This is a genomic window from Campylobacter sp. RM9331, assembly GCF_020137685.1.
Lineage (GTDB): Bacteria > Campylobacterota > Campylobacteria > Campylobacterales > Campylobacteraceae > Campylobacter_E.
Map to the genome: position 1 here is coordinate 83,747 of NZ_JACGBA010000004.1, position 13,694 is coordinate 97,440.

The following is a 13,694-nucleotide window of genomic DNA, read 5'->3' on the forward strand; positions in this document are numbered from 1 at the left end:
TAAGCCTTCAATTTTGAAGGCTTTAACTTATTTTAAATTTTATAACATATAATACAAACTTTATTTTTAAACGAAAGAAGTAATATGAACACAATTTTTATCGCAATTCAATTTATTTTAGTAGTTATTATTTGTGCTTGCGTTCTTATGCAAAAAAGCTCAAGTATAGGCTTAGGTGCTTATAGTGGTTCTAATGAGAGCTTATTTGGAGCTAAAGGTCCTGCTGGTTTTTTAGCAAAATTTACTTTTATTATAGGAGTTTTGCTAGTAGCTAATACTATTTATTTAAGCTATAGTTATAACACTAAAACTGGTGAAAGTCTAGTAAATAAACTAGAAAATGCTAGCAAACAACTTAATGACACTAATCAGCCTAAAGCATTACCAGAATCAATTAAATAAAAGGAATACTAATGTTAAATGATATTTATTCAAAACAAAAAGAACAAAACGAAAAAGCTCACAATTCTTTAAAAAAAGATTTTATGACTTTAAGAACAGGTAAAGTAAATATTTCTATATTAGATAATGTTTTTGTAGATTATTATGGAACTCCAACTCCATTAAATCAAGTTGCAACCGTGTTAGCAACTGATGCAACGACAATTACTATTAGTCCTTGGGAAAAATCTATGATTAAGGCTATAGATACTGCTATAAAAGCAGCAAATATCGGTGTAAATCCTAATGCTGATGCTGATGGAGTTAAATTATTTTTTCCACCAATGACTAAAGAGCAAAGAGAAGAAAATGCTAAAGCTGCAAAAGCAATGGGAGAAAAATGCAAAGTAGCTATTAGAAATATTAGAAAAGACGCTAATGATGCTGTAAAAAAATTAGAAAAAGATAAAGCAGTAAGCGAAGATGAAGCTAAAAAAGCTTACGATGAAGTTCAAAAATTAACAGATGCGGCAATAGCTAAGACTGATGAATTAGTTAAAGAAAAAGAAACACAATTACTTAAAGTTTAAAAATGGCAAAGGCTAAGGTAAGTTTAGCTAGCCTTTATGATAAATTAAAAGCTGGCATTGTTGATATGTTTATGATAATGATGCCAATACAATACTTCACTACCTATATCTTAGTAGGTAGTGCTAGTGAGTATAGACAAAATCAATCTTTTATATTATTTGCAACCATTACTTATCTTTTAGTTTTATTTTTACTTTTATTTTTTAAAGGTCAGAGTTTAGGGTATAAATATTTAGGTTTGCATTTAAGAAATAAAAATGGTAAAAAAGCAAGTTTATTTCAAGTTTTTATTAGATTGGTATTGTTTGTGCTTACATTTTCTTTATTATTTGGTATTTTATTTCCATTTTTTAGAAAAGATAGGCAATATATACACGATTTATTTTCAAACACAATAGTCCTTAAGGAGAACAAATGATGGATAGAAAAAGAATTTATAATCCACAAAGTAATGAAGATTTAACATCAAGAAGAGTATTTGGTGGAAATCCACAAGGTATATTAAATTTTACAAAAGCAAAATATGAGTGGGCTTTAAAATTATGGGATTTAATGGAAGCTAATACTTGGTTTCCTAGAGAAGTTGATACTACAAAAGATGCACTTGATTATAAATGTAATTTAACTTCAAGTGAAAAAAGAATGTATGATTTAGTATGGAGCCAACTAATTTCTATGGATAGTTTTCAAACCAATAACCTTGCTGATAATATCAACCCTTATATAACAGCTCCAGAGATTAATGCAGTATTAGCAAGACAAGCTTACGAAGAAGCAAATCATTCAAAAAGTTATGCGGTAATGGTTGAAGCTATTTGTGATGACACTGATTTAATATATGAAATGGAAAAGCACGACGCTACTTTAAGAAAGAAAAATGATTTTATTTCAAGTTTATATGAAGAACTTGCAGGAGATGTAACTGATGAAAAGTTACTATATGCAATGGTTGCGAATCAAATTCTAGAAGGAATTTATTTTTATAGTGGCTTTACTGCAATTTACGCACTAGCTCGTGCAGGTAAAATGCTAGGTTCTGCTCAAATGGTAAGATTTATTCAAAGAGATGAAATCACTCACTTATTGTTGTTTCAAAATATGATTAATTCAGTTAGAAAAGAAAGACCTGATTTATTTAACGAAAAAACAATTGCTAAAATTTATGAAATGTTTGAAAGAGCTGCAGAGCTTGAAATTGAATGGGGTAAATACATTACTCAAAATCAAATTATGGGCTTTACTGATGATATAATTACTGAATATATTCATTATTTAGTAGATTTAAGACTTAGCTCAATCGGACTTGATAAAAAATATAATGCAAAACATCCTATTAAATGGGTTGATGACTTTTCTAAATTTAACGACCAAAAGAGTAACTTTTTTGAAAGTAAAGTTACAAATTATAGTAAAGGAAGCTTGAGTTTTGATGATTTTTAAGGATATTTACGAACAGCAAAAATGTGCTAGACTTGCTGAAAATATTGCAAATGAAGTTAATATTAGCAATGAGATTAAACAAGCATTTGCTAATACACCAAGAGAAATTTTTATGCCTATGAGTAATTTTGCTTATGAGCTTCACGCAATGCCGCTTAGCTCAAATCAATGGATTAGCTCACCAATAACAGTAGCAAAGATGACAGCAGCACTAGAGCCTGTTGGTGCTGATAGTGTGCTTGAGATTGGTTGTGGTAGCGGGTATCAAGCTGCACTTTTGAGTAATCTTATTAGAAGAGTTTTTTCTCTTGAGAGAATAAAGGAATTATCAAATAAAGCAATAAAAAATCTTGATACAATCAAGGCAAATGTATATGTTCGCCACGCTGATGGAAATAATGGGCTTAAAAATTATGCACCTTATGAGAGAATTTTACTATCTGCATATACAAATAAAGTTCCTGATGTATTATTTACTCAACTTGAAGTTGGTGGAATTTTAGTAGCTCCTGTTGGAAATGAAAATAAACAATATATTACTAAATATATTAAGCATAAAGATAGAATAGAAGAAATCATTCTTGATTCTTGCACTTTTGTTCCTATGTTAAGTGGTGTTGAATAGTAATTTAACATCACTTTTTAATCTTTATTTTTACTCAAAATATTTTTAATCTACATTTATTTGTATAATTAGCTTAATAAGGTAAAAATTATCCTTTGTAAAGAAAAATTAATTTTAAAAATATATAATCGAAACTTTATTTAAAAATTAAGGACAAATTGAGTCAATGAATAAGGTTTTCTTATCATTTGTTGTTAGTGGTAGCTTACTAGCATCAAATTATAAGCTAGTTCCATTGAGTGCTGATGGAGTAGCTTTATCTAGCTCAAATTTAGCAAAGAGTTTTAGTGCCGATGCGGCTTTTATAAATCCAGCAAATATGGGATTTTTAGGACAAAATCCACAATTGCATTTTAGTTCAAATTTTTACAATGCTGCTGGCTCAAGATTTACAAATGAATTGGTAAATGGTTTAGATGGCGAACCATATTATAACGCCACTGATGCACACGGAAAAGAGTTTTCGTTCTTTATACCAACACTTGCATTTGTTTATCCTATTAACGAGCAACATTTTGTTGGATTTGCAGGTTATACTGATTTTGCTGCTGTTTATGGATGGAATAGTGATTATGCAAAAGCACTTGCTAATAATATGGATATTCGTGGTGGAACTGCAGCTATTTCCTATGCTTATAAGCCTATTGATGAATTAAGTTTGGGTGCAAGTTTAACATTAAATCATACTAGAATTAAATTTAATATTTTAAAAGATAATGCAAAAAATCCTAGATATATTCCAGCAGATATTAGTAGTGTAAATAGAGTTTGGGTTGATGAAAAAGGTAATGCACATCCTTATTCTTGGGTATATGAAGGAGATGCTAGGGTAGATAATGGTTATAAATTTGGATACAAATTATCTTTAACTTATGTTCCTAAATATTTTGATGATAAATTAAGATTTTCATTACTTTATAATTCTTCTTATAAAAATAAGTTTGAAGGTAATATTGATTTTAAAATGTCAAAGTTTGGAATGTTTGATTTTGCAAATAATTTATCTCCAAAAAATCAAGAACAATTTAATTCTATGCAAATGTCTATTCAAGAGTTAGCAGCTATGAGTATTGGATTGGCTGGTCTTATGAGTGAAGTATATAAAATAGACCCTAACACTGGTTCTATAGTTGGAACTTTACCTACTCAAGATAGTAAAGTTGGTTATAATGGTTATGTGAGTGCTAATTTCTTATATCCTGCTAATGCTAATTTTGGTATTGCCTATGAATATGGTAAACACGAGTTTATGTTTAATATGGGAAGAACATTTTGGAGTAAAGCAAAAACATTGGATTTAAAAATAAATTCACCAGAAATTCCACAATCATTAAAGCTCGCAACAATGCAATTTATGCAAAAGTGTGCAGCATCTGGTAATGATTGTAATACTATTGAAGGTTTTCAAAAAGTTGCTATGAGTATAGGTGCTACTTTAGACCCTAAAGATAAGCAAGCTATTGAAGAGTATTTTTTATCATCATTTTTACAAAGTAGTTTAGAACAAGGTTGGAGAGATACAACATTACTTAGCTTTGGTTATAGATATAACTATGATAAAGAATTATCGCTTATGCTAGGTTTTTCTACAGAAGATAGTCCAGTAAGACGCGAGAAAATAAGCTTTTTAGCAAAAGATAGTAGAATGTATATGTATTCTTTAGGACTTGAATATAGATTAAACAAAAACTTAAAAGTAACAGGAGCGGGAGCATATCAACACTATGCTGATGTTAAAGTAAATAATGTTACTGATAATATTTTGATACAGACTAAAGGTAAGTTTTCAAATCAATCAAATCAGATTGTAAATGTTGGTATCAATTATGAGTTTTAATTAAAGGATGTAAATGCAAAATTATTATGAATACTTAGAACATTATTCTAATTTAAGTAGAGTTGCTATTTTTGATGCAAATGGAAAAATAAGCTTTAAAGAGTTAAAAACTCATGTAGATAAAATGATAGCTTTTTTGCAAAATCAAGGCGTTAAAAGTGGTGATAATGTAGCTTTTATTATGAGTAATTGTAAAGAATTTATGATTTTATATTTTGCAATAGCATCTTTAAAAGCAGTCGCAGTTCCTATTAATACTATGCTAAAATGTGAAGAATATGAGTATATTATTAAAGACTGCGATGCAAAATTATTAATAGTTTCAAAAGATATTAAAGAAGCTGCTGAATTAGCTAATGAATTTAAAGATATTTTAATATACCATTCTTTTGATGATAATTTAAAAGATGGATATTTAGCGAGTTATTTAGATTATGCACCCGTTTATAATTTTAAGTGTGAAGCTAGTATTGATGATAGCGTTCATATAATATACACTTCAGGAACAACAGGTCTTCCTAAAGGAGTTTTATTAAGCTATAAAAATATTTTATCAAATATCAAATCAGCTCAACACGATTTTAAAATAAAATCATCAGATAGAGCCATAGCGTATTTGCCTATGTTTCATAGTTTTACTTTAACAGCAGTTTGTTTATTACCTTTACTTTCGGGTTGCTCGCTTGTAATTGAGCGTTCTGTTTTACCTTTTTCAAATGTTATAAAACAAATTCTATTAAAAAGAGTTACGATATTATTTTCAGTTCCTGTGATACTAAATGCTTTATTAAAAGCAAAGTTACCTTGGTATTTTATGTGGTTTCATAAAATTAGAATTATAGTATCAGGCTCTAGTGCCTTAAGTGAAGGAACTCTTAAAGCCTATAAGGAAAAATTTAAAAGAACCGCAGTTTTAGAAGGCTATGGATTAAGCGAATGTTCTCCAGTAGTTGCGGTAAATCGCCTAGATAAGCAAAAGGTTAATTCAGTAGGTTTGCCATTACACGGGTATCAAGTAAAAGTAGTAGATGATGATTTAAAAGAATTGCCTATCGGAGAAGTAGGGGAGTTAATTGTAAAGGGTGATTGTGTAATGCAAGGCTATTACAATAAACCTGAATTAACCAATGAAGTAATAGAAGGCGAGTGGCTTAAAACAGGTGATATTGCAAGACTTGATGAAGATGGATTTATTTATATAGTAGATAGGAAAAAAGACATAATAATTGCAAAGGGGATTAATATATATCCAAGAGAAATTGAAGATATTATTATGCAATTAGATGAAATTGATTCTTGTGCTGTTATAGGTGTTAAGGATAGTGAGTTAGATGAAAGCGTTGTTGCTTATGTTTGTTTAAAAGAAGGTGCTAAACTAAGTGCTCAAGAAATTCAAAAGTATCTTAAAAAGTATTTAGCAAATTATAAAGTTCCTAAAACAATTGTGTTTAAATGCGAATTACCAAAAAATGCTGCTGGAAAAGTATTGAAAAAAGAATTAAAAAAAGAGTTAGAAATTGGAAAAAATTAAAGAGTTTTTAAGTAATAATTACGAAGAGAGTTTTTTATATTTAAAGTTATTAAATCAAGGTCTATCTAAAGAAGCGTGCATTATATTAAGAACAATGCTAAACAAAACTATAAAATCTCGTTTTGGGATAAAGTTTCATAGCATTGTAGAAGATGCGTTTAATGCTAATACTACCGCTCAAATGGTTTCGTATTTACCAAATTTCGTTGAGCTATATGAGAAAAAATTTATTCAAGAAGCAAGCGGAAAGCAGTTTAATTATAAAGATAATGCAGGGCTTATTTTATTTCAGTCAATAGCACTTACAAGATATGCTCATGTATTTTTTAACCTTGCTAATGAATTTGATGGAGCAAGATTAATTAGTGATAATGAATTAGAAGAATATAAACATAAGCCTTATACTGATTTAAGCGTTTATTTAAATGATTGCTTTGATATGATTGATGCTAGGATTAAATTAGAGTTTTTAACATCGGATTTAAGACTTGATTTGATTAATACAAGGCTTAAAAATAGCCCAAAATTTCATAATCCTTTTAATGAAATTATGAAAGATTATGATTTGAGTGCCGAAGAAACTCTTATATTAATGGCTTTATTAAAAGAAGAATTAACAGGCTCTAAAAAACCACTTCATTATGAAGAATTATTAAGCATAATCAATCCGTATCAATTAGAAAAGATTAGAAATTATGAATTATTAAGTGATGATTCTAAGTTGCTTAGCAATGAATTAATTGAATATGTTGGTAATGATAATAGATTTATTATAAGTGATAATGCTTTAAAATACTTTTTCCCAAATAAAGGTGAAAATATTAAAGCTATTGTAGAAGAATTAAATTTCTTTGAATATTTAGAAATAAATGAAATAGATTTAATAGTTAGTAAAGATATTAGCGATTTAGCAACAAGTCTTAAAAAACGCTCAACCAAAAGTGTGGCAAAAAGATTGAAAGATTGGGGCATAGTAAAAGATGATGTTTTAAGAGCTAATATAATTTTTTATGGACCTCCAGGCACTGGTAAGACTATGAGTGCTAGTTATTTAGCAAAAACTTTAAAAAGAGAAATTATCACACTAGATTGTTCTAAAGTATTAGATAAGTATGTAGGAGAGAGTGAGAAAAATGTTCGTGCTATTTTTGATAATTATAAAATAATTAGCAAAAGTGTTAAAACTCCGCCTATTTTATTATTAAACGAGGCCGATCAATTCTTAAGCACTAGAAGTGTAGCAAGTCACGGAAGTGAATTAATGCATAATCAAATGCAAAATATTTTCTTAGAACAACTAGAAAAATTTGATGGCATTGTAATAGCTACAACTAACTTTTTAGATAGTTTAGACCCAGCGTTTTCAAGGAGATTTGAGTATAAAATCAAATTCTCAAATCCAACAGAAATAGAGCGTGAGAAGATTTGGAAATTACACTTACCAAAAAATGCAGAATTTGAATCAGGATTTAAAGTAGAAGATTTAAAAAGTTATGAATTAAGTGGAGCACAGATTAAAATGGTTGTTAAAAATACTGCTATAAAAGTTGCTCAAGGCGATGGAATTTTTAGATTAGATGATTTTAAAGAAAGTATTCAAAAAGAACTAAATAGCGATTTTTCTAAAGAAATTAAAATGGGCTTTAATTAATCAATAGCCCTTATAATAAAATAAACTACGAAAGGAAAATCCAGTGAATATTATTAAAAAAGCTCTAACATTTGAAGATGTATTATTGGTTCCGCAATATTCAGAAGTTTTACCAAAAGAAGTTGATATTAGCACAAAGCTTACTAAAAATATTAATTTAAATATGCCTTTAATTTCGGCTGCTATGGATACGGTTACAGAGCATAGGGCTGCAATAATGATGGCAAGGCTTGGTGGAATTGGAATAATTCATAAAAATATGGATATTGAAAGCCAAGTAAGAGAAATAATCAGGGTTAAAAAAAGTGAAAGTGGTATTATATATGACCCTGTTTATGTTAATACTAAAGCAAAGGTAAGTGATGCTTTAGCTATTATGAATGAATATAGTATTTCAGGTGTTCCTGTTGTAGATAATGATAAAAAATTATTAGGAATTTTAACTAATCGTGATTTGAGATTTGAGACTGATTTTTCAAAAATAGTTGATGAAGTAATGACAAAAATGCCTTTAATTACTGCTAAAAAAGGCTGCACCTTAGATGAAGCTGAAGTAATTTTTAGTAAAAATAAAATAGAAAAATTACCTTTAGTAGATGAGAGCAATACTCTTTGTGGTCTTATTACTATAAAGGATTTAAAAAAGCGTAAAGAATATCCAAATGCAAATAAGGATAACTTAGGAAGATTAGTAGTAGGTGCTGCTATTGGAGTAGGGCAACTTGATAGGGCTAGAGCTTTAGTAAATGCAGGTGCTGATGTCTTGGTTATGGATAGTGCTCACGGACATAGTAAAGGCATAATTGATACTTTAAAAGAAATCAAAAAAGAATTAAATATAGATGTAATAGTAGGCAATATCGCTAATCCTAAGGCAGTTAGGGATTTAGCATTAGCAGGAGCTGATGCTATAAAGGTTGGTATTGGACCAGGTAGTATTTGCACTACTCGTATAGTAAGTGGAGTTGGAGTGCCGCAAATTACTGCTATTAGTGATTGTGCTGAAGCTGCTAAAGAGTTTAATGTGCCTATAATTGCTGATGGTGGGATAAAGTATTCAGGAGATATCGCAAAGGCTCTTGCAGCAGGTGCAAGTAGTGTAATGATAGGCTCGCTTTTAGCAGGGACTGATGAAAGTCCAGGAGAATTTATCACATATCAAGGAAGACAATATAAATCGTATCGCGGTATGGGTAGCTTAGGGGCTATGGCAAAGGGTAGTTCTGATAGATATTTTCAAGAAGGAACAGCAAAAGAAAAGCTCGTGCCAGAAGGAATTGAAGGAAGAGTTCCACATACTGGAAGTATTAAAAATGTAGTGTTTCAATTACTTGGTGGTCTTAGAAGCTCAATGGGTTATAACGGAGCTATAAATATAAAAGATTTTCAAGAAAAAGCCGAGTTTGTAGAAATTACTAGTGCAGGGCTTAAAGAAAGCCATGTTCATGATGTAACAATCACTGCAGAAGCACCAAATTATAAGGTAAATCAATGAAAAAAACTTACGAACAAATCTGTGAAATTTTAGATGAAAAATTAAAAATAATTGAAGATGAGCAAACGCCTTTGTTTGATTTAGTAGATGCGTATAAAGATGGTATGAAACTAATAAATGAAGCTAGAGAATTGTTAGATAAGGCTAGTAAAGATATTGAAGAATTTGAACAAACTAAACAAAATAATTCTTTAAGTATTGATACAGAAAGATTGCCATTTTGAAAATAGCAGCACTTCAACTAAGCACTCAAGCTTTAAGTAATGCAAGGCTTGATTATTATTTAAGAATTTGCGAGCAAAAAGATGTTAGATTAGTAGCGTTAGGCGAGTATGTTTTAAATAATTTTTTTACTGAATTAAAGCAAATGCCAGTTGATTTAGTAAAAGAGCAAAGCAAAGTAAAACTAGAAGCCTTAAAAGAATATAGTGCTAAATATAATTTATGTATAGTTGCTCCTATAATTCTTAGCACTAATAAAGGTTTTAATAAAACTTGCTTAGTAGCAAATAAAGGTAAAATCAAATATATAAATCAGCAAGTTTTTATGCCGTATTCACATTGGAATGAAAAGGATTTTTTTATAAATTCAACAAAAGCTATTAAATTGCATACTTTTAAATGTGATAATTTTAAAATAGGTGTTTTATTTGGCTATGAAATACATTTTGATGAGTTTTTTAAAAAGGCAAATGAATTAGATTTATTGATAATTCCTACGGCAAATACTTATAATTCAAATTCTAGATGGTGCGAACTTATTAAAATGAGAGCATTTTTAAATAATACTAATATTTTAAGAGTAAATCGTATTGGTGTTAGCGAAGTAGATGAATTAGAGTGGAATTTTTATGGTAATAGTTTTTTATGCAATGCTTATGGAGATATAGTTCAAGAATTAAGCGACGCTGAAGAAGTATTAATTTCTGAAATTAGCAAACCTAGTGAAGCTGCTAAATTTTGGCAATTTAAGGAAGTAAGAAATGAAATCAACAAGCGACTTTTATGAAAGACAAACTTTATTATTAAAAGATAAGCAAAAGAATTTAGAAAACAAAGAAATCATAATAATAGGTGCAGGCGGTCTTGGCTCAAGTATAGCATACGCACTTGCTAGTAGTAGTATAAAGAGTATTAGTGTAGTTGATTTTGATATAGTTAGCTTTAGCAATATTCAAAGGCAAATTATGTTTAATTTTAACGATGAAGGTAAAGCTAAGGTTGATTGTTTTAATAAATTAAAAGAGCGTTCATTTTGTGATATAAAAACCTATAAAATGAGTGCGGCAGAATTTTTTGCTACTAAACCTAGTGCTGATTTGATTATGGATGCGACTGATAATTTATCAGTTAGAGCTGAAATTGATAATTACGCTAAAGCTAATAATATTCCTTGGATTTTTGCTAGTGTTGAAGAGTTTTTCATAAGTGCTAGTATTGTAAAAAATAAAAAAATAGCATTCAAAAATGAAATAAAAAGGATAAAACCTCAAGCAACTCCATTTGTTATGTTTAGTGCTACTTTTGCAAGTATTTTGGCATTAAAATATCTAGCAGGTTATGAAGTAAAACTTGATTATTTATATTATTTTGATTTTTCAAAAGATATTTTAAATCTTAATAAGTTTAATTTATGAACCATCAAGAAAAATCATTTTTTTTATTAATATTTGCTGTAGTTATCTGGGGAGCATCGTTTTTACCTACTAAGTGGGTATTAAACTATATAAATAGCTATGAATTATTATTTTATAGATTTTTATTAGCTTCTATTGTGTTTTTTTTCTTGGTTAAAAATGATATTTTAAAACATTATAAAAATACTTATTTATATGGATTAATCACTGGTTTTTGTATGGCGTTTGCCTTTATTTTTCAAACCCAAGCACTAAGCTTTACTCAAAGCTCTAATGTGGCTTTTCTAACTGGTTTAGAAGGAATTATTGCTCCATTTTTATGCTTTTTTATAAGCAAAGCAAAGCTTAGTTTTAAGATATTTTTCCTAGCTTTACTTGCTTGTTTTGGTATGTTTTTATTTAGTGATGCGAATTTTGATAATTTTGGAAAAGGCGAATATTTAGCGATAATTTGTGCTGTGTTTTTTGCACTTTTAGTGGCTTTAAATGATAAATTTTTAAAATCAAATGATTTAAATACTTTTATATTTTTTCAATTTGTAGGCAGCACGATAATGTATTTATTATCGGCTTTAATTTTTGCTGATTTAAGTTTAACTCCTATTTTAAATTCTAAGGTTTTTATACTTATTTTAGTATCAGCATTGATATTTACAATATTTTGTTTTTTTGCTCAAAATTACGCTCAAAAGCACCTTCATCCAAGTAAAGTCGCATTGATTTTACTACTTGAGCCAATTTCGGCTGGAATTTTAGGAAGTTTTTATGGAGAAGTATTTACAATTTTACAATTATTAGGAGCAGGGTTAATTTTGATTGCTCTAGCATTTTCTTAAAGGATTTTTATGAAAAAAATATTTTTTATTGGTATTGGTGGCATTGGTCTTAGTGCGTTGGCTAGATTTTTAAATGAGCGTGGAATTAGTGTTTTAGGAAGCGATGTTTATGAGAGTGAATTAGTAAAAGAATTAAGAGCAGAAGGAATTGCGGTTTTTATAGGTCATAGTGCATCAAATTTAAGCAACGATATTGATTTAGTAGTGCATTCAGCAGTAATTCGTGAAAACAATCCTGAAATAAAAAAAGCAAAAGAACTAGGCATAAAAGTTCTATCAAGAAAAGAAGCCTTGCCACTTATTTTAGAAAACAAAATGCTTTTTGCAGTTGCAGGTGCACACGGCAAAAGCACTACAAGTAGTATCCTAGCAAATATTTTGCAAAGCTCTTTTATAATCGGTGCAGTGGATAAAAGAGCTGGTAAAAATATGGTGTATAAAACTAGTGAAAAATTAGTTTTTGAAGCTGATGAGAGTGATAGTTCGTTTTTGAATTTAAATCCTGCTTTAAGTATAGTAACTAATGCTGAACCTGAACATTTAGAGCATTATAACCACGATTTAAACGCTTTTTATAAAGCTTATACAGACTTTTTAAAACAAAGCAAAATTAGAGTAATTAATGCTGAAGATGAGTTTTTAGCTACAATTGATTTAGATTGTGAAAGGTTAGTGCCTAGCGAAGATATTAAAAACTTAGAATTTGAAGTTAAGGATTATTTGCCTTTTATATCTTTTGATTTAAGAGATTTTGGTCGTTTTAGCGTGCAAGGTCATAGCGAATGTATAGCTATTGATACTGCTTTAGCAATACTTGCTGCTAGGTGTGTTGGGCTAAGCCTAAGTGAGATTAAGCAAAATTTAAAAGATTTTTGTGGTATTAAAAAGCGTTTTGATGTTTTATATGCTAGTAAGGATTTTGTAATAATTGATGATTACGCTCATCATCCAACCGAAGTAAGAGAGACTAAAAAAGGCATATTTTCTTATGCAAAAGCACTAAATTTAGATGATACTATAGCGATTTGGCAACCGCATAAATACACAAGATTGTTTGATAATTTAGAAGGTTTTAAAACTTGTTTTGAAGGTTTTTCAAAGCTATTTATTTTGCCTGTTTATAGTGCTAATGAAGATGAAATTAAAATTGATTTAGCTAAGCATTTTCCTAATGCTTGTTTTATTACAGATGCAAAAAGAGTTGATAATTCTTTAAAATTATTTAGTAATTTAGGAGAAATTACTTTAGATAAAGGCGTAGTGGTTGGATTTAATGCAGGTGATTTGACCTATAAATTAAGGGGCTTAAAATGATTAGATTTGCAATATTTTTAATATTGTTTTTTGCATTAATTGGTGTTTGTATTTATTATAAAAATCATTTTAATTCTAAGCTTTATGTGGCTGTTATTTCATTAATAGTTGTTGCTTTTATAGTTGGTTTTATATATACTAGCCTAGATAATTCAAGTGGAGCTTTAAAGCAAGAGATTTTAAATATTTATAATTCAGGCAAGGATTTAGATTGTCAAGGTATAAAAATCAATATCAAAACTCACGGATTTAACAACGGAACTTCAGTGTTTATAGATAATACTAACAATCAAAAAATAGATATGTTTATTTGCAAATAATTTTAAGATTTGAATTAAAGCCTAAATAATAAAGGC

General features: G+C 29.0%; 15 protein-coding genes. All 15 read left to right on the forward strand.

Annotated features, from left to right (window positions below; genetic code table 11):
* The first annotated feature begins 84 nt into the window (after window positions 1-84).
* Window positions 85-402: a preprotein translocase subunit SecG gene (gene secG / locus AVBRAN9331_RS02965; protein ID WP_214116856.1), complete on the forward strand. Its 318-nt coding sequence runs from the start codon at window positions 85-87 to the stop codon at window positions 400-402.
* An 11-nt stretch (window positions 403-413) separates the two neighbouring features.
* Entirely contained in the window at window positions 414-971 is a 558-nt protein-coding gene (frr, locus tag AVBRAN9331_RS02970; RefSeq protein ID WP_214116854.1) for a ribosome recycling factor, read from the forward strand.
* A gap of 2 nt (window positions 972-973) precedes the next feature.
* Window positions 974-1,390 carry an RDD family protein gene (locus AVBRAN9331_RS02975; protein ID WP_214116851.1) on the forward strand — a complete coding sequence of 139 codons (417 nt, stop codon included), beginning with the start codon at window positions 974-976 and terminating at the stop codon, window positions 1,388-1,390.
* Window positions 1,390-2,412, forward strand: a complete 1,023-nt coding sequence (locus tag AVBRAN9331_RS02980) for a ribonucleotide-diphosphate reductase subunit beta (RefSeq protein ID WP_214117055.1) — start codon at window positions 1,390-1,392, stop codon at window positions 2,410-2,412. Before AVBRAN9331_RS02975 ends, AVBRAN9331_RS02980 begins: the two co-directional genes overlap by 1 nt.
* The gene (locus tag AVBRAN9331_RS02985) at window positions 2,402-3,037 is read left to right on the forward strand and encodes a protein-L-isoaspartate(D-aspartate) O-methyltransferase (protein WP_214116849.1); all 636 of its coding nucleotides are present in this window, start codon (window positions 2,402-2,404) and stop codon (window positions 3,035-3,037) included. The genes AVBRAN9331_RS02980 and AVBRAN9331_RS02985 overlap by 11 nt, the downstream gene beginning before the upstream one ends.
* Before the next feature lie 166 nt (window positions 3,038-3,203).
* Window positions 3,204-4,874: an OmpP1/FadL family transporter gene (locus tag AVBRAN9331_RS02990; RefSeq protein ID WP_336606695.1), complete on the forward strand. Its 1,671-nt coding sequence runs from the start codon at window positions 3,204-3,206 to the stop codon at window positions 4,872-4,874.
* A 13-nt stretch (window positions 4,875-4,887) separates the two neighbouring features.
* Window positions 4,888-6,405, forward strand: a complete 1,518-nt coding sequence (locus tag AVBRAN9331_RS02995; protein WP_214119789.1) for a long-chain-fatty-acid--CoA ligase — start codon at window positions 4,888-4,890, stop codon at window positions 6,403-6,405.
* Entirely contained in the window at window positions 6,392-8,056 is a 1,665-nt protein-coding gene (locus AVBRAN9331_RS03000) for an AAA family ATPase (protein WP_239803048.1), read from the forward strand. The genes AVBRAN9331_RS02995 and AVBRAN9331_RS03000 overlap by 14 nt, the downstream gene beginning before the upstream one ends.
* Before the next feature lie 43 nt (window positions 8,057-8,099).
* Entirely contained in the window at window positions 8,100-9,551 is a 1,452-nt protein-coding gene (gene guaB / locus AVBRAN9331_RS03005; protein WP_336612364.1) for an IMP dehydrogenase, read from the forward strand.
* Complete coding sequence (locus AVBRAN9331_RS03010; RefSeq protein ID WP_214116840.1) at window positions 9,548-9,775, forward strand: exodeoxyribonuclease VII small subunit; 228 nt, start codon at window positions 9,548-9,550, stop codon at window positions 9,773-9,775. Before guaB ends, AVBRAN9331_RS03010 begins: the two co-directional genes overlap by 4 nt.
* Entirely contained in the window at window positions 9,769-10,560 is a 792-nt protein-coding gene (locus tag AVBRAN9331_RS03015; RefSeq protein WP_214119803.1) for a carbon-nitrogen hydrolase family protein, read from the forward strand. Before AVBRAN9331_RS03010 ends, AVBRAN9331_RS03015 begins: the two co-directional genes overlap by 7 nt.
* Entirely contained in the window at window positions 10,535-11,188 is a 654-nt protein-coding gene (locus AVBRAN9331_RS03020) for a HesA/MoeB/ThiF family protein (RefSeq protein WP_336609343.1), read from the forward strand. Before AVBRAN9331_RS03015 ends, AVBRAN9331_RS03020 begins: the two co-directional genes overlap by 26 nt.
* Window positions 11,185-12,024: a DMT family transporter gene (locus tag AVBRAN9331_RS03025; protein WP_214119786.1), complete on the forward strand. Its 840-nt coding sequence runs from the start codon at window positions 11,185-11,187 to the stop codon at window positions 12,022-12,024. The genes AVBRAN9331_RS03020 and AVBRAN9331_RS03025 overlap by 4 nt, the downstream gene beginning before the upstream one ends.
* 9 nt (window positions 12,025-12,033) lie before the next feature.
* Entirely contained in the window at window positions 12,034-13,338 is a 1,305-nt protein-coding gene (gene murC / locus AVBRAN9331_RS03030; protein WP_336612365.1) for a UDP-N-acetylmuramate--L-alanine ligase, read from the forward strand.
* Entirely contained in the window at window positions 13,335-13,658 is a 324-nt protein-coding gene (locus AVBRAN9331_RS03035) for a hypothetical protein (protein ID WP_336612366.1), read from the forward strand. Before murC ends, AVBRAN9331_RS03035 begins: the two co-directional genes overlap by 4 nt.
* Window positions 13,659-13,694: the final 36 nt, after the last annotated feature.

Bases quoted from the DNA above. Each gene is read 5' to 3' on its own strand.
- secG (WP_214116856.1), top strand. From the start codon at position 85: ATGAACACAATTTTTATCGCAATTCAATTTATTTTAGTAGTTATTATT.
- frr (WP_214116854.1), top strand. From the start codon at position 414: ATGTTAAATGATATTTATTCAAAACAAAAAGAACAAAACGAAAAAGCT.
- AVBRAN9331_RS02975 (WP_214116851.1), top strand. From the start codon at position 974: ATGGCAAAGGCTAAGGTAAGTTTAGCTAGCCTTTATGATAAATTAAAA.
- AVBRAN9331_RS02980 (WP_214117055.1), top strand. From the start codon at position 1,390: ATGGATAGAAAAAGAATTTATAATCCACAAAGTAATGAAGATTTAACA.
- AVBRAN9331_RS02985 (WP_214116849.1), top strand. From the start codon at position 2,402: ATGATTTTTAAGGATATTTACGAACAGCAAAAATGTGCTAGACTTGCT.
- AVBRAN9331_RS02990 (WP_336606695.1), top strand. From the start codon at position 3,204: ATGAATAAGGTTTTCTTATCATTTGTTGTTAGTGGTAGCTTACTAGCA.
- AVBRAN9331_RS02995 (WP_214119789.1), top strand. From the start codon at position 4,888: ATGCAAAATTATTATGAATACTTAGAACATTATTCTAATTTAAGTAGA.
- AVBRAN9331_RS03010 (WP_214116840.1), top strand. From the start codon at position 9,548: ATGAAAAAAACTTACGAACAAATCTGTGAAATTTTAGATGAAAAATTA.
- AVBRAN9331_RS03020 (WP_336609343.1), top strand. From the start codon at position 10,535: ATGAAATCAACAAGCGACTTTTATGAAAGACAAACTTTATTATTAAAA.
- AVBRAN9331_RS03025 (WP_214119786.1), top strand. From the start codon at position 11,185: ATGAACCATCAAGAAAAATCATTTTTTTTATTAATATTTGCTGTAGTT.
- murC (WP_336612365.1), top strand. From the start codon at position 12,034: ATGAAAAAAATATTTTTTATTGGTATTGGTGGCATTGGTCTTAGTGCG.
- AVBRAN9331_RS03035 (WP_336612366.1), top strand. From the start codon at position 13,335: ATGATTAGATTTGCAATATTTTTAATATTGTTTTTTGCATTAATTGGT.